Annotated in this window: 22 protein-coding genes; 13 read left to right on the top strand and 9 right to left on the bottom strand. The window is 49.4% G+C overall.

Annotation, left to right across the window (positions count from 1 at the left end; all coding sequences use genetic code 11):
- The first annotated feature begins 98 nt into the window (after nt 1-98).
- The 7 genes from hemE to OIN60_RS13315 all read left to right on the top strand — a co-directional run bounded on the left by hemE (nt 99) and on the right by OIN60_RS13315 (nt 7,801).
- The gene (gene hemE / locus OIN60_RS13345; protein WP_305755337.1) at nt 99-1,163 is read left to right on the top strand and encodes a uroporphyrinogen decarboxylase; all 1,065 of its coding nucleotides are present in this window, start codon (nt 99-101) and stop codon (nt 1,161-1,163) included.
- A gap of 39 nt (nt 1,164-1,202) precedes the next feature.
- Nucleotides 1,203-2,147: a ferrochelatase gene (gene hemH, locus OIN60_RS13340; RefSeq protein ID WP_305755336.1), complete on the top strand. Its 945-nt coding sequence runs from the start codon at nt 1,203-1,205 to the stop codon at nt 2,145-2,147.
- A gap of 113 nt (nt 2,148-2,260) precedes the next feature.
- Entirely contained in the window at nt 2,261-3,352 is a 1,092-nt protein-coding gene (locus OIN60_RS13335) for a CapA family protein (protein WP_370872484.1), read from the top strand.
- A gap of 39 nt (nt 3,353-3,391) precedes the next feature.
- Entirely contained in the window at nt 3,392-4,171 is a 780-nt protein-coding gene (locus OIN60_RS13330) for a glycerophosphodiester phosphodiesterase (RefSeq protein WP_305755335.1), read from the top strand.
- The gene (locus OIN60_RS13325) at nt 4,168-4,791 is read left to right on the top strand and encodes a fumarylacetoacetate hydrolase family protein (protein ID WP_305755334.1); all 624 of its coding nucleotides are present in this window, start codon (nt 4,168-4,170) and stop codon (nt 4,789-4,791) included. The genes OIN60_RS13330 and OIN60_RS13325 overlap by 4 nt, the downstream gene beginning before the upstream one ends.
- A 246-nt stretch (nt 4,792-5,037) precedes the next feature.
- Nucleotides 5,038-5,844, top strand: a complete 807-nt coding sequence (locus OIN60_RS13320) for a DUF92 domain-containing protein (RefSeq protein ID WP_305755333.1) — start codon at nt 5,038-5,040, stop codon at nt 5,842-5,844.
- 13 nt (nt 5,845-5,857) lie between these two features.
- Nucleotides 5,858-7,801, top strand: a complete 1,944-nt coding sequence (locus tag OIN60_RS13315; RefSeq protein WP_305755332.1) for an ABC-F family ATP-binding cassette domain-containing protein — start codon at nt 5,858-5,860, stop codon at nt 7,799-7,801.
- A gap of 79 nt (nt 7,802-7,880) precedes the next feature.
- On the opposite strand, the gene OIN60_RS13310 is transcribed toward OIN60_RS13315, so the two are convergent.
- The 5 genes from OIN60_RS13310 to OIN60_RS13290 all read right to left on the bottom strand — a co-directional run bounded on the left by OIN60_RS13310 (nt 7,881) and on the right by OIN60_RS13290 (nt 11,816).
- On the bottom strand, nt 7,881-8,918 hold the full coding sequence (locus tag OIN60_RS13310; RefSeq protein ID WP_305755331.1) for a M42 family metallopeptidase: 1,038 nt from the start codon (nt 8,916-8,918) through the stop codon (nt 7,881-7,883).
- Nucleotides 8,919-8,934: 16 nt separating this feature from the next.
- Nucleotides 8,935-9,276 carry a LapA family protein gene (locus OIN60_RS13305; protein WP_305755330.1) on the bottom strand — a complete coding sequence of 114 codons (342 nt, stop codon included), beginning with the start codon at nt 9,274-9,276 and terminating at the stop codon, nt 8,935-8,937.
- Nucleotides 9,277-9,410: 134 nt separating this feature from the next.
- Complete coding sequence (gene pepF / locus OIN60_RS13300) at nt 9,411-11,198, bottom strand: oligoendopeptidase F (protein ID WP_305755329.1); 1,788 nt, start codon at nt 11,196-11,198, stop codon at nt 9,411-9,413.
- Nucleotides 11,199-11,393: 195 nt separating this feature from the next.
- Nucleotides 11,394-11,576, bottom strand: coding sequence for a hypothetical protein (locus OIN60_RS13295; protein WP_305755328.1), 183 nt, complete (start codon nt 11,574-11,576; stop codon nt 11,394-11,396).
- A 6-nt stretch (nt 11,577-11,582) separates the two neighbouring features.
- Nucleotides 11,583-11,816 (bottom strand): hypothetical protein, encoded by a 234-nt coding sequence (locus tag OIN60_RS13290; RefSeq protein WP_305755327.1) that lies wholly within the window; start codon nt 11,814-11,816, stop codon nt 11,583-11,585.
- 157 nt (nt 11,817-11,973) lie between these two features.
- On the opposite strand from OIN60_RS13290, the gene OIN60_RS13285 reads away from it, so the two are divergent.
- The 5 genes from OIN60_RS13285 to OIN60_RS13265 all read left to right on the top strand — a co-directional run bounded on the left by OIN60_RS13285 (nt 11,974) and on the right by OIN60_RS13265 (nt 17,711).
- Nucleotides 11,974-12,171 carry a cold shock domain-containing protein gene (locus OIN60_RS13285; protein WP_305755326.1) on the top strand — a complete coding sequence of 66 codons (198 nt, stop codon included), beginning with the start codon at nt 11,974-11,976 and terminating at the stop codon, nt 12,169-12,171.
- A 148-nt stretch (nt 12,172-12,319) separates the two neighbouring features.
- Nucleotides 12,320-13,723 (top strand): MATE family efflux transporter, encoded by a 1,404-nt coding sequence (locus OIN60_RS13280; RefSeq protein WP_305755325.1) that lies wholly within the window; start codon nt 12,320-12,322, stop codon nt 13,721-13,723.
- Nucleotides 13,724-13,873: 150 nt separating this feature from the next.
- The gene (locus tag OIN60_RS13275; RefSeq protein ID WP_370872495.1) at nt 13,874-14,899 is read left to right on the top strand and encodes a tetraprenyl-beta-curcumene synthase family protein; all 1,026 of its coding nucleotides are present in this window, start codon (nt 13,874-13,876) and stop codon (nt 14,897-14,899) included.
- Between the two features lie 20 nt (nt 14,900-14,919).
- Nucleotides 14,920-15,891, top strand: a complete 972-nt coding sequence (gene pfkA, locus OIN60_RS13270; RefSeq protein WP_305755323.1) for a 6-phosphofructokinase — start codon at nt 14,920-14,922, stop codon at nt 15,889-15,891.
- A 137-nt stretch (nt 15,892-16,028) separates the two neighbouring features.
- Nucleotides 16,029-17,711: a glycoside hydrolase family 13 protein gene (locus OIN60_RS13265; RefSeq protein ID WP_305755322.1), complete on the top strand. Its 1,683-nt coding sequence runs from the start codon at nt 16,029-16,031 to the stop codon at nt 17,709-17,711.
- A 29-nt stretch (nt 17,712-17,740) separates the two neighbouring features.
- Here the strand turns inward: OIN60_RS13265 and OIN60_RS13260 are convergent, their stop codons facing one another.
- The 4 genes from OIN60_RS13260 to OIN60_RS13245 all read right to left on the bottom strand — a co-directional run bounded on the left by OIN60_RS13260 (nt 17,741) and on the right by OIN60_RS13245 (nt 21,866).
- A complete protein-coding gene (locus OIN60_RS13260; RefSeq protein WP_305755321.1) occupies nt 17,741-19,114 on the bottom strand; it encodes an MATE family efflux transporter in 1,374 nt (457 codons plus the stop codon).
- 171 nt (nt 19,115-19,285) lie between these two features.
- Nucleotides 19,286-20,470 carry a putative glycoside hydrolase gene (locus OIN60_RS13255; RefSeq protein ID WP_305755320.1) on the bottom strand — a complete coding sequence of 395 codons (1,185 nt, stop codon included), beginning with the start codon at nt 20,468-20,470 and terminating at the stop codon, nt 19,286-19,288.
- A gap of 214 nt (nt 20,471-20,684) precedes the next feature.
- A complete protein-coding gene (locus tag OIN60_RS13250) occupies nt 20,685-20,873 on the bottom strand; it encodes a hypothetical protein (protein ID WP_305755319.1) in 189 nt (62 codons plus the stop codon).
- A 171-nt stretch (nt 20,874-21,044) separates the two neighbouring features.
- Entirely contained in the window at nt 21,045-21,866 is an 822-nt protein-coding gene (locus OIN60_RS13245) for a YitT family protein (RefSeq protein ID WP_305755318.1), read from the bottom strand.
- Nucleotides 21,867-22,203: 337 nt separating this feature from the next.
- On the opposite strand from OIN60_RS13245, the gene cshA reads away from it, so the two are divergent.
- A complete protein-coding gene (cshA, locus tag OIN60_RS13240; protein WP_305755317.1) occupies nt 22,204-23,778 on the top strand; it encodes a degradosome RNA helicase CshA in 1,575 nt (524 codons plus the stop codon).
- Nucleotides 23,779-23,951 lie beyond the last annotated feature (173 nt).

Genomic DNA, 23,951 nt, shown 5'->3' with positions numbered 1-23,951 from the left:
GATTGTCATCGTTCAGCCGGAAAGCCTGGTTGTTACATACTTTTAAAAAGGGCATAATAAATGTATAGGTTTTACACTCGAACTGGGGGCTCAAGCCAATGACCTACAATGATAATTTTATCCGTGCCTGCTTCGGGGAGGATGTGGACCACACACCCGTCTGGTACATGAGGCAAGCAGGAAGGTACGATCCTGAGTACCGGAAAATCAAAGAGAAATACTCCTTGCTGGAAATATGCCGGCAGCCCGAGCTGGCGGCTGAAGTGACCATGATGCCTGTTCGGAAGCTGGGTGTCGATGCTGCTATTCTCTATTCTGATATTATGAATCCGGTCGCCTCCCTTGGCGTAAATTTTGATATTGTCAAAAACATTGGTCCGGTCATAGAAAATCCGATTCGAACTGCAAATGATGTGGACCGACTTAAGCCGATCGATGTGGAGAAGGACTTGTCTCACATCCTGGAAACGATCCAAATTCTCGACCGGGAGCTTGAGGTCCCGCTCATTACCTTTGCCGGAGCACCGTTTACGATCGCCAGCTACTTGATCGAAGGGCGTCCCTCCAAAGGTTACATTCATACTAAAACGCTTATGTACAGTGAGCCACAGGTGTGGTTTCGCTTAATGGAGAAGCTAGGGGATATGGTCATTACATATTTGCGCGCCCATGTAGCGAACGGCGGTAAGGCGTTCCAGTTATTTGATAGCTGGGTCGGGGCACTGGCACCGAAAGACTTCGAAATATACGTTTTGCCTACAATCAAGCGGATATTTCATGAGTTGTCCGACCTGAAGGTGCCGAAGATTTACTTTCCGGGTGTCAGCTCGGGTGAGCTGCTGCCCTTGCTGCACAAGCTTGAGGCAGATGTCATTGGTCTGGATTGGCGCGTATCCATTGCGGAAGGTCGCCGACGGCTGAACGATGGTTTTGCAGTTCAGGGCAACCTGGACCCTTATGTATTAACGGCACCTATGGATGTAATTAAACAGCAGGCCAAAGCGATTGTGGACGAGGGAGTGCAAGCACCCGGCTATATTTTTAATTTGGGGCACGGACTCTTTCCGGAGGCCTCGCTTGATAAGCTGAGAGAACTGACTCATTACGTGCATGAGTATTCTGCCACAATGATCAGGCAGCGGGTAGGCCAGTACAATCTATAAAACCTGCACAAAAAGAAGTACAAAAGAGGTGAATATAACTTGAAGCAGACTGTAGGCGTACTTGTCATGTCGTATGGCACACCGGAAAGTTTGGATCAGGTAGAGGCATATTATACGCATATCCGGCGCGGCAGCGCTCCTTCAGCCGAGCAGCTTAAGGAACTGAAGGACAGGTATGAGGCGATTGTCGGAGGTGTATTCCCGCTGCGCGAAAATACGGACCGTCAGGTGCATAGCCTGCAGGAGACGCTGAACCGTGAGAATCGCAATCCTGATGTCGAGTTTGTATGTTATCAGGGCTTAAAGCATGCCCGGCCCTTTATTGAGGACGGAATCGGGCAAATGGCTGCCGACGGAATCAAGCAGGCGATCGGTATTGTATTGGCTCCACACTATTCTTCTATGAGCGTGGGCGGTTATATCAAACGGGCACAAGAGAAGGCAGTGGAACTTGGCCTGAACATGGCCTTTATCGAAAGCTACCATCTGCATCCGAAATTGATCAAGGCTCTAGTACAAAGAGTGTCGGCCAAGCTGGATCTGTTCGAGGAGGCAGGTGCCCATCGAGATTCGGTTCGTGTACTGTTCAGCGCCCACAGCTTGCCGGAACGTATTCTTTCGGCGGGTGATCCCTATGTTGATCAGCTTATGGAAACTTCCAGGGTGGTGGCCGAGCGTGCCGGGATCAGCAGTTGGCAGTTCACCTGGCAGAGTGCTGGGCGCACGGCTGAACCATGGCTTGGTCCCGATATTTTGGAGACGCTCCATACGCTCAGCGAGGAGCAGGTGGAGGATGTGCTGGTGGCGCCTGTCGGCTTTGTATCCGATCATCTGGAAGTGTTGTACGATCTGGATATCGAGGCACAGGCGGTGGCTAGGGAGCTGGATATGCGGCTGATGCGTATCGATTCGCTGAACAGTGATCCTTTATACATGGAAACGTTGAGCGATATCATTATCGACAAATGGAAGCAACTCAATTGAATAACTCCAAGTAGCCCCCGCCGAGTGAAGTGTTCGGCGGGGGTTCTCTTTGCGGAGAATCATGATATATAATGAAGAAGTCCGAAATACAAAGTTTAAAACAAGGAGGAGTTATGCCCCCCTCAAGAATCGAGGAGCGAGAAGCTCTGAAGAAGCGGCAGCGGCGCAAAAAGATTAGAGCTGTGACCGCAATCAATATTATCCTGTTGTTTATGATCGTCGGATTGCCGACTCTGACGGCATATTCATCATCTGGCTCGAACAATGTAACTTTCAACTTTGTCGGTGACATACAATTTTCCGGTAAAGTGGAGGAGCTTCTGCAGGAAAAGGGCTATGATTATCCATACAAGCGGCTGGGCAACCTGTTCAGGTCAGATGATTTGACGGTGGGCAATTTGGAGACACCAGTAACGGACAGAGGCACAGGTGCCGCCAATAAAACCTACATATATAAATCATCGCCGGAGGCCCTTCCTGAGCTTGCGGCTGCCGGGATGGACGTTGTAAGTCTAGCCAATAATCATATTCTCGACCAAGGTATCCAAGGACTGCAGGATACACTGGCTCATCTGCGTGATCACGACATTCTTTCTATGGGAGCCGGCAAGAATGCGCAGGAAGCCTATGCTCCGGTATATGTGAAGCGCAACGGAATGACCATTGCACTGCTTGGCTACAGCCGAGTGATCCCCGAGGCGAGCTGGTATGCTGGCGTGAATCGTGCGGGGGTAGCGGGAGTTTACAATCCGGCAGCCGCTTTGAAGGCCATTCGTATGGCCAGTAAGAAGGCCGATTTGGTGATCGTAACAGCACATTGGGGCAAGGAACGCACATCTGTCCTTGAGGATCATCAGACTGAGCTGGCTCATGCCTTCATTGATGCAGGGGCGGATCTCGTAATTGGAAGCCATCCGCATGTCCTGCAAGGACTGGAGAAGTATAAAGGCAAATGGATCGCTTACAGTACCGGCAATTTTATTTTTTCTAAATCATTAACAGAAGCTACCTGGGATACGGCTGTTTTTCAGGCATCCTGTACCAAAAAAGGCGCATGTACCATGAAGCTGATCCCCTTCAGGGCGGCGCTAGGGCAGCCCATACCGCTGTATGGAGAGAAATCTGCCAAAATCCTCAAAAAGGTAGAGGGAATGTCCTCTTCTAATATAAGCATCGATAACAAGGGCAGAGCGTCGGCAGGTTGATTTCATATCAGGCAACTATCGTGTCTAAGGGGGAGCAGAATGCATAATCTCTGCGTGGCTCACCGGGGCTCTTCCTATTCAGCTCCCGAGAATACGCTGGCTGCGTTCAGGCAGGCCATGGAATTTCCTTTTGTGAAGTGGATAGAACTGGACGTACAGTTATCACGGGACAGCGTGCCCGTAGTCATTCACGATTTTAGTTTGGAGCGTACGACCAACGGGACGGGTCTAGTCAGAGACAAGTCCTGGGACGAGCTGCGCAGGCTGGATGCGGGCTCCTGGAAGAGTCTTCGCTACCGTGGCGAACCGATTCCTTCGCTCGTGGAGGTGCTTGATCTGTGCAAGGGCAAAGTCCATTTGAACATTGAGCTGAAGACTACGGGAGATATGTATCCCGGGCTGGAAAGGGAGGTGCTCCGTCTGATTATTTCACGCGGTATGGAGCAGGATGTCGTATTGACATCGTTCGACCAGCAGGCATTGCGCAGGGTGAAGGAGCTTATGCCGGGTATCGGTACAGGTCTGATTACGGATATTCGGCCAGCCGATCTGTCGACGAGACTTTCATCACTGGGATGCTCTTTTCTGTCCATGGCTTATCCGAAGATTGATGCCAAGCTTATGACTGAAATGACCAAGCAGGGGGTTGCGGTGATGGCCTGGACGGCGGATCAGGCGGGAGCCATTCGCAGGCTCGTCTCCCTCCACCCTGACCTGATGATTTGCACGAACCGGCCTGAGACATGGGATCAGGCGGTTAACGGAACAAGCTTGCTCGGCAATACACTATTAACAATAAAAAGGTGGCTGATTCGATGAACAGAGAAATACGTAACGTGTACTGTGTGGGACGTAATTATAGGCTGCATGCGGAAGAGCTGGGGAATGCCGTACCGGAAACACCGATGATATTCCTCAAACCGTCACATGCAGTCGTTCCCATGAATGGGGAAGCACTTCAGCTTCCTTTGGATCAGGGTGAGCTACACTATGAAGCCGAGCTTGTGGTCAGATTGGGACGAAGCTATGAGCGGGGTGTGAAGGTGGATGAATGCATCGAGGCGTTTGCGTTTGGCATCGATTTTACACTTCGTGACGTGCAGAGCGTCATCAAGCAAAAAGGGCTTCCATGGACGGCAGCTAAAGCCTTCAAAAATTCAGCTCCGCTTACTCCTTTCCTGTCGTTCGCAGGCGAAGCAGCCCTGCTGAACCATGACTTCTCACTACGCAAAAATGAGGTTGAGGTGCAGCGCGGCAATGTGAAAGACATGATCTTTTCCTTGCAGCAGATTGCGGATTATATTGCCGACCATTATGGCTTGGGCAAGGGAGACCTGATCTTTACCGGGACTCCGGCCGGTGTAGGGCCGGTGGCTAAAGGCGATGTGCTGGAGTTGCGCTGGGCCGATGAAATACAGGGAGCCTGCACGATCGGTTAATGGAATAATTGTACTATCTTAATCAGGGGTGTCCTTAAAGGTTGATTGACCTAGGGGCTCCCTTTATTCATGCTCTGAGACACTGCGGGAACGAGTCCTTCCTCCAATCGTTGCTGCCCCTGAATTTCAAATTATGTTTTAGCGGAATCCCCCTTTTTCCTGGGTGACAGGTAACATGGTATAATCGTTAATAGGTTTGCGAACGTATTGTCGCAGGCGGGTTCTGGACTTGATAGGAGGTATATGGTGGACTGGTTGATTGGAGCGGCGGGAGCCCTTCTTGTCGGAGGGGCTGCATATCGAAAGAAATCACTGACTTTGTCCGGTTTTGCAGCGGCCTTTGTAATGGGCACGGTCTACTACGGAGCCGGGGATTTGTTCTGGTTTGGTATTTTACTGGTATTTTTTATAACGTCCACGCTGTTGTCGAGATATAAGCAGGAGCGTAAGGCAGAGCTGGAGAAATCTTATGCCAAAACGGGGAACCGGGATGCCGGTCAGGTGTTTGCCAACGGCGGGCTTGGCATGCTGCTGTGTGCTGGTTATGCTGTCTGGCCTCATCCGGCCTGGATATTTCTCTTTATCGGGGTCATGGCGACGGTGACTGCGGATACCTGGGCAACCGAGATTGGAAGCTTAAGCCGCCAGTCCCCGCGTTCGGTGCTGAATGGGCGTCCGCTTCCTCCCGGAACCTCTGGGGGCGTATCTGCTCTGGGAACCAGCGCGGCCGTGGCGGGTGGGGCTCTGATTGGTCTAAGTGCCTGGTTGTTTCTGTATGTTCTTGGCGAGAGCATTTTGTCGTGGTGGGCGTGGATCATGACCGGTGGCATAGCCGGGGCCGCGGGTGCTTTTGCCGATTCATACCTGGGAGCAACAGTACAATACATGAGCCGCTGCCGTGTCTGCGGACGTGAAGTGGAGGTCAGCACGCATTGCGGCCAGGCGACGGAGAAGGCACGGGGATGGTCATGGATGACCAATGACGCCGTAAATATAATCAGCTCCATAGCAGGCGGCCTGGTCGCTTTAGTTCTGGGATATATATGGATGTGAGGAGTAAATATAGATGAATATATTAACAATTGAACATCTTTCAAAAAGCTACGGAGAAAAAATACTGTTCCAAGATGCTTCCTTCGGCATGGATGAGCGCGACAAAATTGGTGTCGTGGGGGTCAATGGCACAGGGAAGTCTACTTTTTTGCGGGTCATCGCAGGGCTGGATACACCAGACAGCGGCAATATGGCCATCAACAACGATGTTCGCATTCAGTACCTGGCCCAAAATCCTGATTTTGACCCGGACGCGAATGTCCTGCAGCAGATTTTCCAGGGAACGCTTCCGGAAATGAAGGCGGTAAGGGAGTATATGGAGGTTATGGAGCTGCTGGAGCTGAACTCGGGCAGCGAGGAGCTTCAGAAACGGCTGCTGTCGGCCAATCAGCAGATGGACACACTGGGAGCATGGCAACTGGAAAGTGATGCGAAAAGTGTGCTTACGAGGCTGGGCATTACCCAATTTGATGCCAAGATGGAGAACCTCTCCGGCGGACAGCGCAAACGGGTAGCTCTGGCAGCGGCGCTGATTCAGCCCTGCGAGTTGCTCATTCTTGATGAGCCTACCAACCATATCGATAACGATTCCGTGGCATGGCTGGAGCAGTATTTGCAGAAAAGACGCGGTGCCTTGCTTATGATTACCCATGATCGTTACTTTCTGGATCGGGTGGCTACTGTCATGCTGGAATTGGATCAAGGAAAGATGTTCCGTTATGAAGCGAATTACAGCAAATTTCTGGAGCTGAAGGCTGAGCGTGAGGAAAGAGAAGCAGCCTCTGAGCAGAAGCGGCAAAACCTGCTGCGCAATGAGTTGGCATGGATTCGGCGCGGTGCGAAGGCACGCACCACGAAGCAGAAGGCAAGAATTGAGCGATTTGAAAAGCTGGTGGAACAGCAGCCCGAGCAGCGCGGAGGCACCATGGATATGTCGGTCGCATCAACAAGGCTGGGCAAAAAAATATTGGAGATTGACGGACTCTCCAAATCGGTTGACGGATGGACACTGATTGAGCATTTGGATTACACGGCCGTACCCGGGGACCGGATCGGGATTGTTGGACCGAACGGGAGCGGCAAGTCCACCCTGCTGAATATGATTGCAGGCCGAATAAAGCCGGACAGCGGGCAGATTGTGCTGGGGGCTACGGTTAAGCTGGGTTACTTTACCCAGGAGCATCAGGAAATGAACCCGAATCAGCGGGTTATTGAATACATCAAGGAAGGGGCGGAGGTCATCCGCACCGATGACGGCAGCGCCATTACAGCCGCGCAGATGCTGGAGCGATTCTTGTTCCCGCCGAACATGCAGTGGTCCTTGATTTCCCGTTTATCGGGCGGAGAGAAGCGCCGTCTATATCTGCTGCGTGTCCTGATGGAGGCACCGAATGTGCTGCTGCTGGATGAGCCGACGAATGATCTGGATATTCAGACACTGGGTGTGCTGGAGGATTATCTGGATGATTTTCCGGGTGTGGTCATCACGGTTTCCCATGATCGCTTCTTCCTGGACCGGACGACTGACAAAATATTTGCGTTTGAGGGCGGCGGTCAAGTTAGAGTGCATGTGGGCAACTATACGGAATATAGCGAGTGGATCGCCCGCAGTGCGCTGGATAAACCCCAGATGTCCGCTGCGCCAAGGGGGCGGACCGCTCAAGCAGAGAAGAACGAGAAATCTGTGGCAGACATCGTGAAGGCTCCAGTGAAAGAGAAGCTGAAGTTCAGCTATAAAGAGCAGAGAGAGTATGAGCAGATCGATGAGACGATAGAGAAGGCGGAACAGCGGATCGCCCAGATCGCTGTAGACATGGAACATTCATTCAGCGATTCGGCCCGCCTGCAAGAGCTGCTGACTCAGCAGGCGGAGGCGGCGCAGGAACTGGAGCACCTTATGGAGCGTTGGGCCTATCTGAACGAATTGGCTGAGAAAATCGAGCAAAGCAAAGGATAAATAAAGCTGTATGACAAAGGCCTCCTGGAATTCCGCATGTTTGCGGTTCCAGGAGGCCTTTTAGTTCATAAGAGCATCGTTATGCTCGGATATAGGCAGCGAGCAGGCGGGAAGTATTCACAACGGCCTGCTTATGAGTACGTTCCATCGCATGGGAAGCATGTACGCCTGGACCGACCAGTGCAGCACGAATGTTGCTGCCGCCTTTAAGCGCTGCCGATGCATCCGAGCCGTATTGTGGATAAATATCAACGGCGTAAGGGAGTTCAAGCTGCTTGGCTAGTTCAATGAGTCGGCTGGTCATGTCATAGTCATACGGACCGGACGAGTCCTTGGCACAAATAGAAACGTCGGTTTCCTTACAGCTCAGATCATCACCAATGGCGCCCATATCTATCGCGATCATCTCACGGATGTCGGCGGGAATATAGGAAGCGCCGTGACCAACCTCCTCATAGTTGGAAATCAGCAGTTTGACGTCATACTTTGGCATCCACGCTTCACGCCTGCTAGATTCGAGCAAGCCGAACAGCGCCGCAACACTGGCTTTATCGTCAAGATGGCGTGATTTGATATACCCGCTTGGCGTTATGACAGCACGGGCATCAAAAGAGATGAAATCTCCTACGGCGATGCCCAGCTTCAGGACATCTTCCTTGGTTTCAACCATTTCATCAATCCGTACTTCCATATTGCTTTCTTTGCGCTCAAAGGTACGCACATCTGCGTAGACATGAACAGAAGGATGTGCGGAAAGAATGGTGCCTGTGTAGACTTTTCCGCCTCTGGTATGTATTTGGCAGTATTCATTCTCGATGCTGTTCATCATGAATCCGCCAACCGAGGTAATGCGCAGTGTTCCGTGGCTGGTTACCGAACGCACCATAGCCCCGAGGGTATCCACGTGAGCGCTCAGCGCTATCGTGTTACCTGTATTCTCGCCTTTCAGCGAAATGATGGCGCCGCCCTTGGCGTTCCATTCCAAGGGGAATCCGAGATTGTCCGCCTCCTCGCGCACAATTTCCATGATCGAGCGGGTGTACCCGCTCGGACTTGGGGTGTCTAACAGTTTCTTGAGCAGAGATATAATATATTCTTCATTAGGTTGAATTTTCATCGAAGCAGGTTCCTCCTTATTTGGCCAGTGGGTCAGTATTCTCGACGGGAGATGCTTCCGCAGCGACGGCTTCCTTGGTTCCCCCGGCCGCATTTTGAGCTGCAGGCTCCTGTTGAAGAAGCTCCAATTGGCGCTTGAGGCGTTTAACCTCACGCTGCAGTTTGAATTGGCGGAACATCCCCAGGGAGAATACGATCAAACCTCCAAGCAAGGTACAGCCTACAATCAACAGAATAAGCGGAATTTCGACAACCTGGAACAGCAGGTTTACTTGAACCGCTTTGACGTTGATGACGGCGAAGATTGCTGTCAGCAAAGCGATGATTAATGCAGAGATCAGAGACCATTGTAATTTCATTTGGGCCACCTCCTTGGCATAATAAGTATAAAATCCCTTGTCCGGTAAAGGCAAGGGATTTTATACAGTTCAAAATTCGACAGTTTTTGTAAATGCCAGGCAACCGTTAGAATGCTGTTAGAAATCAGCGTTGCTTAGGATAGCTTTTCCATTTCCTCGATCAATTCTTTGAACACGCTCATAGCTTCACGAATCGGCTGCGGTGAAGACATGTCGACGCCCGCTTTTTTCAGGATGTTGATGGAGTAATCGCTGCCTCCGCTTTTGAGGAAGCCAAGATAACGGTCCACCGCCGGCTGTCCTTCCTCCAGAATCTGCTTCGAGAAGCTCGTAGCTGCAGAGAAGCCGGTCGCATATTTGTACACATAGAAGCTGTTGTAAAAATGCGGAATGCGTGCCCATTCCATGGCGATATCCTTATCCACCTGCATATCCGGTCCATAATATTTTACGTTCAGGTCGTAGTAGATATCCGATAGAAGCTGCGGAGTCAAGGATTCTCCCTGTTCCGCCCGTTCATGAATGATCTTCTCGAATTCCGCAAACATCGTTTGACGGAATACCGTTGTACGGAACTGGTCGGCATAATAAGTGAGCAGATACATCTTTTCCTTCGGGTCCTGCGATTTTTTTAGCAAGTAATCCATGAGCATCGCTTCATTGGTCGTTGAAGCCACTTCCGCGAGGAAAATGGTATATTGGGCGTCACGGTACGGCAGCGTGTTATCTGAGTAATACGAATGCAGCGCATGGCCCATTTCATGTGCCAGTGTAAACATGCTGTTCAGGTTGTCCTTGTGATTCAGCAGGACATATGGATGGGTGCCGTAGGCTCCCCAGCTGTAAGCGCCGGTGCGTTTGTTCTCATTCTCATATACGTCGATCCAGCGCTCGGTGTACCCTTTTTTCAAAGCGGCCAGATAATCCTCACCAAGCGGTTTAAGCCCTTCAAGCGTAAGCTCCTTGGCTTCATCATAGGTGATGTCCATCTTATATTCATCTACCAGCGGGGCGAACAAATCGTACATATGCAGTTCATCCACGCCGAGCAGTTTTTTTCTAAGCTTCATGTAACGGTGCAGCAAAGGAAGGCTCTCATGGATTGTATCGACCAGATTGGTATACACTTCCTTCGGAATGTTGTCGCCATAAAGGGACATTTCCAGAACAGAAGGGTATTTGCGGGCCCGGGAATAAAAAATATTTTTGGTTACATTTGCGCTGAGTGCGGCAGCTATCGTATTTTTATTAGCAGCATACGTATCGTATACCGCTTTAAAGGCCCGCTCGCGCACTTCGCGGTTAGGGTTTTCAAGGAATTGAATATAACTGCCGTGTGTCAGCTCAGCCTCTTTGCCGTTCTCGTCCTTGATCCGTGGAAACTTCATATCTGCATTATTCAGCATGCCGAAGATGGTCTGAGGGGCTTGCGAAAGGTTGCCCACCTGGGCCAGCAGCGCTTCCTCAGCCTTGCTCAGAATATGCGCCTTCTCCCGTTTCATCTCCTGCAGTGTGAATTTATAGGGGGACAGCTCTGGGGCGGCGATGAATTCATCCAGCTTGTCTTCAGGCAGAGATAAAATTTCGGGAGTAATAAAAGAGAGCGCTTCGCTGACTTCAACGCTGAGCTTTTTCGCTTTTTGCGACAAAGCCTGGTATGTAGGCTCCGCAGTGTCTTCATCATGATGGAGATGGGCATATACATATACCCGCTCGGTTTTCAATGATAATTCATCCTCAAGCTTGAAGCAGTCACGAACCGCCTCAGCATGGTCCAGCTTGCCCTGAAAGGCGGAAGCTTGTTTCATCAGCTGTTTGATTTCCTCATATTCCTTGTCCCAGGCTTGCTGATCCGGAAATAAATCTTCCAGCTTCCAGCTATTGTCCTGTGCCACTTCTTCACGTTTCAGTACTTTGCTCATAAAGGGCCTCCTTTGATCTTTCATCAGCAATGCGCGGGTTTCGGTTTGGGCGTCTGCAGGCACCAGCGGAGAAAGCAGGCTGATGGCAAGCAGAACGGCTAGGGGTTTGGCAGGCCGCAAAAACGCATCCTCCTTTTACCATGACTTGTTAGCCATAGTATGACCTCAGGGGGAAGCAAATATAATTTGTTGCCGTTAGTTGGAACCCCCCAGCATCAAACCGTATATGATAAGGAAAAAGGCAAAACAGATCATAATGACAGCGGCCAGGGCCATCCACTTCTTAAGTGGGGCAGGGATGCTGTCACGTTTCATCAGGAGCACGGTCCCCAACGTAAAAGCAAGGATAATAAAAATGACAGCGCTGCTTGTATCCATGCCTTCTTACACCTGCTTGAAAGCGTCCATGATACGCTGCCATTCTTCTTCGTTGCCTTGATAAGCTTCCTTGGGGAAACGGTTATTAGCCCATTGCATCATAGCAGGGCGGCTCAGAAACGTATGCGCTTCCTCTCCCCAGTCGTCGGTAATTTCACGAAGGACAATGTAGCGGCCCTGAACCTCAACTGTCATCATGTTCCACTTGTCTTTTTTGTATATTTCATGTTTTTTCATCATATGCATGTCTCCGTAAGTGTTTTGGTCCATAATACCGCAGAAGGCAGGGAAAAACAAATCGTTTCAGCGGTCCAAAACATCAATTGCATTGTTGAAAATGATGGAGTATAATATGGATATTCGCCATAGATGGCGGTATTTTTAGGAGGTTGTTCACTTGAAAGGTACAGTTAAATGGTTTAACGCAGAGAAAGGCTATGGCTTTATCTCCACTGAAGGCGGCGAGGACGTTTTCGTACATTTCTCCGCAATCCAAGGCGACGGCTTCAAGACTTTGGATGAAGGTCAAGAAGTGGAATTTGAGATCACAGAAGGTAACCGTGGACCTCAAGCAGCTAACGTAACTAAATTGTAAGAACATTTCCGGTAAAACGGATCTCTTATAAAGTTCGGCTGAACGTCATGAAAGCGCAGTTTCCCCGTAGGGAGCTGCGCTTTTTTGCTTCCGCATGTTTTGATGGTGTTATGATATACATAACTTGGATATTGAGGAGCTGATCGACATGGCCACGGCTGTAGCCCCGCGTTCCGCGCCGTCTCTTACGGAGGGACCGATTGCGAAAACGCTTTTTTTCTTTTCTCTCCCCATGCTACTGGGGAATGTGCTACAAACGCTGAATGGTACCGTTAACTCCATTTGGGTGGGTAAATTTCTCGGTGAAGCAGCCTTAACCGCAGCCTCCAACGGCAACATTATTCTTTTTTTTCTGATCAGCTCTATTTTCGGAGTAACGATGGCCGCAACGATTCTGATCGGTCAGAGCATCGGGGCAAAGGATATCGGCAGGGCGAAGCGGGTCGTGGGCACAAGCGCCGTATTTTTTCTTCTGCTGTCTCTGGCTGTAGGCGCAGCGGGCATTCTATTTTCGCCCTATATCCTCACAGCTTTAAATACACCTGTGGAATCGCTTGAAATGGCGATTATCTATACGAGAATTATTTTTGCAGGCATTCCGTTTATGTTTGGTTACAATTATATTATGACGGTAATGCGGGGATCTGGTGATTCGAAAACACCTTTTTATTTCCTCATTTTGTGCGTTGTGCTGGATATCGCTCTGAATCCGGTTTTTATTTTCGGGTTCGGACCCGTACCGGAGCTCGGCATTGGAGGCTCTGCACTGGCGACGGTTATGGCACAGTTTATCAGCTTTATTTGTATTATGTTCTATCTGTACAGGACAAAATATTTTTTGCGTATCACATCGGAGGAACTGCATCTGCTGCGCATGGATCTCGATATCATTTGGACGTTGATTCGTAAAGGGGTGCCAATGGGATTGCAAATGATCGTTGTCACCTCCAGTGCGATCGCACTGATGCATCTGGTCAACAGCTTCGGCATCGAAGCGGCTGCCGCATACACGGCGGCGAACAATCTGTCCAGCTATGTCCAAATGCCGGCTATGGCGTTGGGAGCCGCGGTTTCCTCCTTCGCGTCCCAGAATATCGGCGCCGGAAGATGGGATCGTGTCCATCGTACAACCTGGATCGGTGTTCTGTTCAATTTGCTGATGACAGGAAGCTTGGTGGTGTTGATACATGTCTTTAACAGAGAGGCCTTGCTGCTGTTTCTGCCCTCCACCGGTCAGGCGCTGGAAATAGGCATGAGAATTAATGAAATTACGCTATGGAGCTTTGTGCTGTTCGGCATCATGAATGTGATTACAGGGGTTGTCCGTTCGACAGGGGCCGTCATTGTGCCGTTATTGATCACCATTCTGGCATTGTGGGGAATACGGATTCCACTAGCCTATATATTTGTGAACGATTTCGGATTGAACGCGGTATGGTGGAGTTTTCCAACAGGTTTTGCTGTCGCCATGACCGCCGGAATCGTGTATTATGTGTCAGGAAAGTGGAAAAACGCATCTATGGAAAAGCAGTCGAAGCTTGCTGAAAAGTGACTTTCTTTATTTGTGCTAAAGGGACGATCATATTATAATAAGGTTGGTTTGGATAGGTTACGAAAAACGTAGACATCAATGTGGAGGCACCGTCATTTGAATGATATTGAGCTAAGACAGTTTCAGGCTCCGCGTGGTCCCCTTGGGCTCATGAACCGTATGTATCGATATATACTTCCTGAGACACAGCGAACCCTGGAATATTGGCGCCAGACGGCTGAGCAAATTCCGGATATCGAATTAAAGAAGCAGGCGCTTGCAAGCATATCGGGCAAGGCGTTTCACTGTATCGGCGGCGCGGTATACGCGGCGGTTAACCTGGAGGTTCGCCATACGCTGATTCAGTTGATTGTCGCATACCAGACGATCAGCGATTATCTTGATAATTTGTGTGACCGAAGTACGTCTTTGGACCCGGAAGATTTCAGACTGCTGCACCAGTCCATGCTCGATGCGGTTAATCCGGAGGCGGAACCTGTTCATTATTATGCTTTGCGGGAAGAACAGGAAGATGGAGGATATCTGCTTCAACTGGTGGAGACTTGTCAGTCATGCATACGCAAGCTTCCGGGCTATGAAGCTGCTATGCCTTATATTCTTGATCTGGCAAGGCTTTATACCGATCTGCAGGTATACAAGCATATCAAGCCGGAGCTCCGAGAAGCAGCTTTAATGGATTGGTGGCACCTTCATAAAGAGCGGACACCGGAATTGCGATGGAATGAATTTGCGGCGGCAACAGGCTCGACGCTTGGTGTATTTATGTTATTTCAGGCTGCTACTGATCCCCATCTGACGGATGCGGGGGCCGCTATAATTCACCGGTCGTATTTTCCCCATGTCTGCAGTCTACATATATTGCTGGATTATCTGATCGATCAGCACGAGGACCGTATAGGCGGAGATTTAAACTTTTGCAATTATTACGAAGATACCGAAACCATGCTTAACCGGCTCGTTTTAATTGCAGATCGGGCGCGGACGGATGTATCCTCCGTAGTTGGGAGCTCCTTTCACCGGATGATTATTGAGGGATTGCTTGCGTTATATTTATCCGATCCAAAGGTTCGTGAGCAGCAGGAGGTGTATCTTGTCTCCAAGCGCTTAATGAAGAAAAGTCCGCTGATGCGTTTGTTCTTTCGCGTGAACAGTCGATGGATTCGAAGGCATTTATGAGAATTTAGGAGGAAATGAAGATGACAGCAGTTAAAAAAATCGCAGTATTAACCAGTGGTGGGGACTCTCAGGGGATGAACGCAGCCGTTCGTGCCGTTGTGCGCAGCGGTCTCTATTTCGGATTGGAAGTTTATGGCGTACAGCGCGGTTATCAGGGTCTGCTGAACAACGACATTTTTCCGATGGATTTGCGCAGTGTGGGCGATATCATCCATCGGGGCGGAACGGTACTGCAATCCGCGCGCTGCAAGGAGTTCAGAACGCTGGAAGGGCAGCAGAAGGGCGCGCAAATTTTGCGTGACCGCGGCATTGACGGGCTTATCGTGATCGGCGGTGACGGTTCCTATCAGGGCGCGAACAAGCTGAGCCAGCAGGGCATTAATACTATGGGGCTTCCTGGCACCATTGATAATGATATTTCATTTACGGATCATACTATCGGTTTTGATACGGCTGTCAGCGTCGTTGTGGATGCCATCAACAAGCTGCGGGACACGATGTCTTCCCATGAGCGTTCTTCCATTGTTGAGGTCATGGGCCGCCACTGCGGCGATATTGCTCTTCATGCCGGACTGGCTTCAGGAGCAGAGACGATTCTGGTTCCTGAGGTTGAATTCAATATGGATGAAGTAGCTGAACGGATGAAACAGAATTTCGCCCATGGCAAAAGACATAGTATCATTATCGTTGCTGAAGGTGTCGGCAAAGGGGAAGATGTGGCGGCAGAGCTTGTCAAACGCTTCCCGACGAATGATCCGCGTGTAACGGTGCTTGGTCATATTCAGCGTGGTGGCACACCTACGGCATTTGACCGCAATTTGGCCAGCAGGCTCGGTGATTTTGCGGTACGTCAGTTGATTGAAGGCCAATCGGATAAAGCGTGTGGTATTATTAAAGGTGAACTGGTTGCCACCGATATTAATACAGTAGTGAGTACGAAGAAACCATTTAATATGGACCTGTACGAGCTTGCTCTTCGTCTATCCCAATAATATCATATATTCCATATTAGACAGAAATGATCCCTTTCATGTTGACCGTGTCAAAAACCACGGCAATTTACATGGAAGGGATTTTTTATGGGCAAAATGTATGTAGGGCAGACAGTCTTCAACAGGGGGAATCACCGATGAATACGAAGTGGTGGAAAGAGGCGGTTGTATATGAAATCTATCCTATCAGCTTTAAGGATTCCAATGGAGACGGTATTGGTGACCTGCGGGGGATTATCTCGAAATTGGACTATTTGCAGAATTTAGGGGTAGATGTCATTTGGATGTGTCCGATTTATCAGTCGCCCGGTCAAGATAACGGATATGATATCAGCGACCACTACGGGATAAAACCACAATTCGGCACTATGCATGATTTCGATGAACTTCTGAAGGAAGCTCATGCACGAGGTCTTAAAATCATGATGGATCTCGTATTGAATCACACCTCCGACCAACATCCCTGGTTCATCGAATCCAAATCCTCCAAGTCGAGCCCGAAACGGGATTATTACATTTGGCGTGATAGCAAAAAAGGGCTTTCCCCAAACAACTGGGAGTCATATTTTGGCGGATCCGTCTGGGAGCCGGACGAAAAAACCGGACAGTCGTACCTGCATCTGTATTCTAAATACCAGCCGGATTTGAATTGGCAGAATGAAGAAATGATTCACGAACTGTACAAAATGATCCGTTGGTGGCTGAAAAAAGGAGTCGACGGCTTCCGGTTCGATGCTATTGCGCATATCGTTAAAGCCAAAGGCCTCCCGGATGCGGATAACCCCAAGCATTTGCCTGTTGTTCAAGCTTATCAGTTTTTTTCGAATTTAGAGCATGTCCATACCCTGCTTCGTAAGCTGAACGAGGAGGTGCTGATGGAGTGCGATATTATGACTGTAGGGGAAACCTCCGGTCTCGGACCGGAACAGGCATTGGAATATGTGGGTGACGAACGGCATGAGCTTAACATGGTCTTTCAGTTTGAGCATATGACATTGGACTCTCCCTCGACTGGAACCAGCAGATGGGAATCCCGTTCGTGGACTCTGCTGGAGCTGAAAAAAATCATGAGCCGCTGGCAGACTACGCTGCATAACAAAGGATGGAACGCCAACTATCTGGGGAATCATGACCAGCCCCGCCAGGTGTCCCGTTTTGGGAATGATACAGAATACCGGGTGGAATCCGCGAAGATGCTGGCTACTTTTTTCTTGACTCTTGAAGGGACTCCTTATATTTATCAAGGGGAAGAAATCGGGATGACCAATGCTTCTTTTCAGCAAATTGGCGATTACAGAGATATTGAAACCCTGAATTTTTTTGAGCTCGCGAAAACGAAGCAAATGCCGGAGGACAAAACGATGGCTGCCATCCATGCCAAAAGCCGGGATAACGCCAGAACGCCAATGCAATGGGATGCCAGCGAGCATGCTGGTTTTTCGGATGCTGAGCCATGGATTAAGGTGAATGATAATTATAAGGATATCAATGTCGAGGCGGCTATCCAGGACCCGGACTCTATTTATCACTATTACCGGAAATTGCTTGCCCTGCGCAAGCAGCATAAAGTAATAGTTTACGGGGAGTACAAGCTTATGCTGCCATTGGACCCGGATTTGTATGTCTATACGCGTACGCTGGCAGAGGAGTGTCTGCTGGTCATTCTGAATTTCAGTCATGACACCATTGAATTTGAGTGGCCGGATCAGCTTGCCTATGAGGCAAGAGAGCTGCTGATCGGAAATTATGAAGAAGTTCCGGAGGAGCGTAAGGAAGGGATGCTCCTCCGCCCTTATGAAGCCAGAGTGTATATGTTCTAAGACGCTCCATTTTTCCGGAAAACAACAGCTTAATGATTTAATCCTTGTACCCTGTCTCGGCTTCTGAACCGCCGCTGGACGACCCAAAGGCGGAGAAGAAGAGTGGCCGCTCCCACGGCGAGGCCTGTAATCAGGCCAATCCAATAGCCGTAAGGGCCGAGATCTGTCCATATCGCAAGCATGTAACCGACAGGCAGACCGATAATCCAGTATGAAATAAAGGTAAGGAAGAATGCCGGATTGACATCTTTGTAGCCGCGAAGCACCCCTTGTATTGGAGTCGCGATGGCATCCGATATTTGAAAAAAGATTGCATAAATAAGAAATTGCTGGATCATTGCAATGACCTCAGGGTCATGCGAATAGATTCCAGCCACCTTGTCTCCCCAAAGCAGCAGCACGACAGCAGCAGCGAGGGACAGAGAGACGGCTGTTCCAATACCGATGCGGCTATAGCTTGCGGCGTCCTTCGGCCGGCCTGCACCGATTTCATAACCGACAAGGATAGTCAGTGCCATGCAGATACTAAGCGGTATCATATACAAGGTTGAGGCGAAATTGATTGCGGCCTGGTGAGCTGCTATTGTCACCGTGTTAAAGCTGCTCATTAAGAGTGTCACCGCTGCAAATACAGCAGTTTCGAAAAAAATGGCGAAGCCCATCGGCGTCCCGATCCGGGCAAGTTCAAGCCATCCTGCACCCGAGATGCTGTGAAATTTACGGAACACGCCATATTCTGCAAATGCTCCGCCACGGTGTACAATGACGAGTGCCGTGATAAAGACAATCCAGTAGGTGCAAGCGGTTGCGGCTCCCGATCCAACACCCCCAAGCTCCGGAAATCCCCATTTTCCGTAGATGAGCACATAATTAAGCAGCACGTTGATGGGTAAAGAGATCAGGGTAATCATCATTGAAATTCTGGTTTGACCCAAGGCATCAATAAAGCTGCGCAGGGCAGCATACCCGAAGAATGGGATAATGCCGAAGGCAAGGGCAGTCAGATAATAAAAGGCGACGTTATGGACTCTTGGCTCCAGGCTCATTCCCGTCAGAATCGGTTTAAGAAACAAGAAGCCGGCCGCAATGACAAGGATGGCAAGCAGGAGTGAGAACCATAAGGCCTGCATTACATAAAATGACACTCTATTTTTTTGCTGTTTGCCGATCAACTGCGACACGATAGGCGTAACGGCAATCAGGATGCCGCTAAGTCCCGTCTGAATCGGATTCCAAAGGCTGACGCCTATGGCCGTCCCGGCCAAATCGGCTGGGCCATAGAGACCGGACATATTGGTATCGAAAAACGTCATGGCGGATAAAGTGATCTGTGTTACTAAAATAGGAAGAAGAATAATAGCAAACTGCTTCCATTTCTCAGCAGTCGTAAAGGTTGTTTTCATTCCAGCGCATCCTTTATCAATATTTAATATTCCATCTGATGTCAGAGCTTTATTGTAAGCGATGAGCTGGCTTCTGAACAGTCTATTCCGATAAAGAAATAATGAAGCAAAATACAAGAGACCCGCGTCATTCGCGGGTCTCTGTGGGATGAAGTGATGATGGCAGTAAGTTTAATAATTGACGCCTGAAGTGTAGCGATTGGAAGCGTTCCAGAGCAAATATTCTTCTACACCCATGTCCTTCATGGCACGGATCTGGTCTTCGACCTGTTTCTTTCCATATTTGATATAATGCCCGCCTCCGAGCCAACTGGCTGTGAAATCCTGGATCCAGGGGCGGATGACCGGCTTCAGATCTTTTGTGGATTCAAGTTTCTTATGTGTGTCTTCCATCGAACCTTTAATGACCTTGTAAGGACTTTTATCAGGATCTCTTACACCATACCAGCCTGTTGAGTAATGACTTGGATAAACCATCGGCGAAATGACATCAACATTCTCCGAGATTTTCACAAAATCTTGGCCAATCCCCTCCGCAGCAGGGACGGAAGCGGCATAACCGAAGATATCCACTGATACTCTAACTCCCAGGGGAGCGAGCTGCTGGCGGGCATACTGGACAAACTCGGCAACAGCATCCGCCCGGGATTTCTCTGTCTTGATGTACTTCAGCTTATTGGCCTTTTTCTCAAAGCCTTCCGGGAAACGGACATAATCGAACTGGATCTCTTTAAAACCCAATTTGGCAGCCTCTTTGGCAATTTCGATGTTGTAATCCCATACTTCCTTGCTGTATGGATTTACGAAGCTGTCACCGCCGCCGTTCTTCCATACGGAGCCGTCAGGATTTCGGAAGGAGAGCTCCGGGTTTTTCTTGGCAAGCACCGTATCTTTAAACACGACAATGCGGGCAATAGGATAGACGTCATGTTTTTTCAACCGGGCCATCAAAGCCGAAATGTCCTTGATAAAGAGCTGAGGCTTGCCCATTTTCTTCAGCTCTGCATTTGGGGTCGGGTAAGTTATGTATCCTGCGTCATCCTTGATATCAATAACCATGGAGTTCAGCTCCGTATCATCCAGCAGCTTGAGTAACTTGGCCATGCGTTCTCCGCCAGCGCTATATGCTGTCACGTAAACCCCCTTTACGAGCGGAGCTCCCGGCTGCGGATCAATCTTGGCTGGAGGACGGTCTGCATCTACGGCATTAGTTTCTCCATGCGACCGGATGATTGCGTTGTTGATCGCCGTCTCCAAAGTTGCTTTTGGAGTGGAGCTGCCTGCAGTATCGCCAGGATCCCCGCTTCCCCCGAGGATTCCCCAAGTCATTGCCATGATTGCCCAGACGATGTTCATTTCTAAATTCTCTCCCTTTCTTGCTGTGTCTACCTGATTATACTAAATGCTTTTTGTCGAAAAAGGACATGTTTGTAACCATTAAACCTGTAAGAAAGGGCTGAATCGGCTGCTGAAATACGGGTCCCAATAAAAAAGCCGCTGCACCAGCGGGGAAAAACCCGGCGGAGCAACGGCATGTTGTGCATTATATTAGCTGAGATTTTAACAAAAATCAGTGGAGAAAAGAATGACTCTGGTGCTCGCAAATGCTGTACTGAATAATCTCCATGGCATCGTCTGCTTCAAGAATACCGATGCCGTCTCTGAGCATAATCCGGGAATTAAGCTCATTTTCCCTAAGAAAAGGAAGCATTTCGGGAAACCACTTCATCACGATATCGGACAGTCTTACCGTTTCCATTTCCACAAAAATCACCCTTTCCTGTTTCTGCTCGGAATCATTCACAACGAATCATTCAGTGCGTAAATCGGAAAAGCCGAGGCCCTGTGAAAAAGCTGGAAAAGCTGGTCTTAGTGGAACCGTGCAATACCAGTATAACACAAATTGCTTCATTCGTGCACGGGCACCTGATTATCTTCTTAGAAAAGCTCCCATCACGCCAACCGTCTCCACGATATTTACGAACGCTGCAGGATCGGATTCCTTGATGATCCTTTTCAACTCAGCGAGCTCATATCTGGTTGTGACCGTCATCAGCATATCCTTCTCTTTATGGGAAAAGGCGCCTTCAATTCTGATTTTACTTACCCCGCGGGGAAGTGCGAGCAAGCGGGACAGCATTTCTTCAGTCCGATCGGTAATAATAAATAACGTGACTTTGGTATGACTCACATGAATGACATCGACGACTTTGCCGCCGATATAGATGGATACCATCGAGGCAAGGGCCGTATTCCAATCATCACTTAAATAGCCTGCCGCCAGAATGACCAGTCCATTCAATCCGACAAGGACGGTACCTACAGGGAAATCACGGTAACGGGTTACAATCGAGCCAAGGATATCGAAACCGCCCGAGGAGCCTCCGACATGAAACGAGATGCCTGCTCCGATACCGACAAGTACCCCTCCGAAGACGGAGGCAAGCAGAGCGTCTGATACGATAGCCTCAACAGGAATGGCGGCGATGAGCCAGGTTGTGACGACAACGGACAGTATGCTTAATCCGATGAATCTTCTGCCCAGGATGAATAAACCTGCCAGCAGGATGGGAATGTTGAACACAAAATACATGACGCTGATATCAACGTTCGTAAAATAGCCGACAAGCATCGACAAGCCGGAGACACCCCCGCTTAGCAGGTGATGTGGAATCAAAAACAAATTAAAACCGCTAGCGATGGCAGCGGCTCCAAGAATGATAACAAAACTGTTCCAGGCCAATTTAGGCACGGTGAGTTCACCTCATTTAAAGATATGTAGACCTGCTTGCTGGTAAAGTTGATTTGTTTTGTGCTATAATGCGATGTGGATATTCTTGAGTAGGGAGCTATTTCCAAACTGATCGCTTTAAATTTGAAATGCTTTACTGGCTCTAAGCCGTATTTTTCGATTCATGTGATAAGGTCATTCCCTTGTGACGCGGAAATACATGGGGCGGACGGATGAAAATGAGCTGCAAGTTGCCGCTGAATCAGGGGAAGCCTATACCATAATACTGCTACTTAAGAATACAGACAAGACCGCGGATTGTCCACTACATCCGTTATAAGAAGGAGTATGAATAAATTTGACGACATTTGCAGAATTTAATTTAGAACCCAAGGTAATTCAGGCTATTACGGAGCTTGGATTTGAAGAAGCAACTCCAATTCAGGCTAAATCGATCCCGATCGCACTGACAGGCAGCGACATGATTGGCCAAGCGCAGACCGGTACAGGTAAGACTGCAGCATTTGGTATTCCGCTGATCAGCAAAATCTCCAAAACAGACGAAAAAATCAGAGCCCTCATTATGGCACCTACACGCGAGCTTGCAATTCAGGTGGCCGAAGAAATAGAAAAACTCTCCCGCTTCAAAGGTCTGCGCACACTGCCTATTTATGGTGGACAAGATATTGTGCGCCAGATCCGTGCCCTTAAGAAGAAACCCCAAATTATTATCGGTACACCAGGACGTTTGCTTGACCATATCAACCGCAAAACCATCAAGCTGGAAGACGTAAATACTGTTGTATTGGACGAAGCGGATGAAATGCTGGATATGGGCTTCATGGAGGACATTCAAGCCATCCTCAAGCAGGTTCCAGATGAACGCCAAACGATGCTTTTCTCGGCTACCATGCCAACGAACATTCAAAAATTGGCACAGCAGTTTCTTAAAAATCCAGAGCATGTATCTGTTATTCCAAAACAAGTCAGCGCTCCATTGATTGACCAAGCCTATATTGAGGTTCCTGAGCGTCAAAAGTTTGAAGCCTTGAGCCGTTTGCTGGACATGGAATCCCCTGAACTGGCTATCGTATTCGGCCGTACCAAGCGCCGTGTTGATGAGTTGGCTGAAGCGCTGCAAAAACGTGGTTATTCCGCTGACGGACTGCATGGTGACCTGTCGCAGAACCAGCGTGATACAGTTATGCGCAAATTCCGCGACGGCAGCATTGATGTTTTGGTTGCGACGGATGTGGCCGCACGCGGTCTCGACGTATCCGGTGTGACTCATGTCGTGAACTTCGATCTTCCGCAGGATCCTGAAAGCTATGTGCACCGGATTGGTCGTACCGGACGAGCAGGCAAGGAAGGTGCAGCATGGTCTTTCGTAACTCCGCGTGAAATCGATCATCTTCATTTTATCGAGCGTGTAACGCGTCATCGTATTCCACGCAAACCATTGCCTACTTTGGCGGAAGCGATTGAAGGCAAGCAGCGCATCACTGCAGAACGCCTGCTTGAAGTTGTGGAGAATGGCGAACTGAACGAATACAAAGGACTTGCCATTCAAATGCTTGAGCAGTATGACTCTGTGCAGTTGCTTTCAGCCGCTATGAAGCTCCTGACTGGCGAGAAGCGTGAAACGACCATCGAGCTGACACCTGAGGATCCGATTCGTGCGAAGCGCCGTAAGCCGGATATCCGTTCAGGCGGGCGTAAGCCTTCCAACTTTGGCAGTGGCCGTGGCGGCTATAACCGCGACAACCGCAGCAGCAGCGGCGGCGCCGGAAGAGGCGGCTATAACCGTGACAGCAATCGCAGCGGGGGAGGCGGCGGGTATAATCGTGATAACCGCGGGGACCGCAAACCGCGTCCAAGTGGAAGCACAGATACACGCCGTGCACCTAGAAGCGAAGATTCATTCGAATCCTAAATTCAAGCCGAGAGCAGTTAGACAGTAAATAAGACAGCAAAAAGCCGGAGTGTTCCCACTCTGGCTTTTTGCTGTCTGGACAACCTAGGCTAATACGGACATCATGCAAAACAGCCTCAGTTCTTGATTACGCTGGCGGAAAAGGGGCCAATTAAGTTATAGTATAAATAATA

The sequence above is a fragment of the Paenibacillus zeirhizosphaerae genome, assembly GCF_030705605.1.
Taxonomy (GTDB): domain Bacteria; phylum Bacillota; class Bacilli; order Paenibacillales; family Paenibacillaceae; genus Paenibacillus; species Paenibacillus zeirhizosphaerae.
The sequence above is the reverse complement of the archived record's forward strand: the minus strand, read 5'-3'. Positions and strand labels throughout refer to the sequence as shown.

Excerpts from the sequence above, each read along its gene's own strand:
- OIN60_RS13315 (WP_305755332.1), top strand. The coding sequence starts at position 5,858 with ATGAATATATTAACAATTGAACATCTTTCAAAAAGCTACGGAGAAAAA.
- OIN60_RS13280 (WP_305755325.1), top strand. The coding sequence starts at position 12,320 with ATGGCCACGGCTGTAGCCCCGCGTTCCGCGCCGTCTCTTACGGAGGGA.
- OIN60_RS13250 (WP_305755319.1), bottom strand. The coding sequence starts at position 20,873 with ATGGAAACGGTAAGACTGTCCGATATCGTGATGAAGTGGTTTCCCGAA.
- OIN60_RS13330 (WP_305755335.1), top strand. The coding sequence starts at position 3,392 with ATGCATAATCTCTGCGTGGCTCACCGGGGCTCTTCCTATTCAGCTCCC.
- OIN60_RS13335 (WP_370872484.1), top strand. The coding sequence starts at position 2,261 with ATGCCCCCCTCAAGAATCGAGGAGCGAGAAGCTCTGAAGAAGCGGCAG.
- OIN60_RS13295 (WP_305755328.1), bottom strand. The coding sequence starts at position 11,576 with ATGGATACAAGCAGCGCTGTCATTTTTATTATCCTTGCTTTTACGTTG.
- OIN60_RS13290 (WP_305755327.1), bottom strand. The coding sequence starts at position 11,816 with ATGATGAAAAAACATGAAATATACAAAAAAGACAAGTGGAACATGATG.
- OIN60_RS13265 (WP_305755322.1), top strand. The coding sequence starts at position 16,029 with ATGAATACGAAGTGGTGGAAAGAGGCGGTTGTATATGAAATCTATCCT.
- OIN60_RS13305 (WP_305755330.1), bottom strand. The coding sequence starts at position 9,276 with ATGAAATTACAATGGTCTCTGATCTCTGCATTAATCATCGCTTTGCTG.
- OIN60_RS13325 (WP_305755334.1), top strand. The coding sequence starts at position 4,168 with ATGAACAGAGAAATACGTAACGTGTACTGTGTGGGACGTAATTATAGG.
- OIN60_RS13275 (WP_370872495.1), top strand. The coding sequence starts at position 13,874 with ATGAACCGTATGTATCGATATATACTTCCTGAGACACAGCGAACCCTG.
- pfkA (WP_305755323.1), top strand. The coding sequence starts at position 14,920 with ATGACAGCAGTTAAAAAAATCGCAGTATTAACCAGTGGTGGGGACTCT.
- hemE (WP_305755337.1), top strand. The coding sequence starts at position 99 with ATGACCTACAATGATAATTTTATCCGTGCCTGCTTCGGGGAGGATGTG.
- OIN60_RS13310 (WP_305755331.1), bottom strand. The coding sequence starts at position 8,918 with ATGAAAATTCAACCTAATGAAGAATATATTATATCTCTGCTCAAGAAA.
- OIN60_RS13255 (WP_305755320.1), bottom strand. The coding sequence starts at position 20,470 with ATGAACATCGTCTGGGCAATCATGGCAATGACTTGGGGAATCCTCGGG.
- OIN60_RS13260 (WP_305755321.1), bottom strand. The coding sequence starts at position 19,114 with ATGAAAACAACCTTTACGACTGCTGAGAAATGGAAGCAGTTTGCTATT.
- pepF (WP_305755329.1), bottom strand. The coding sequence starts at position 11,198 with ATGAGCAAAGTACTGAAACGTGAAGAAGTGGCACAGGACAATAGCTGG.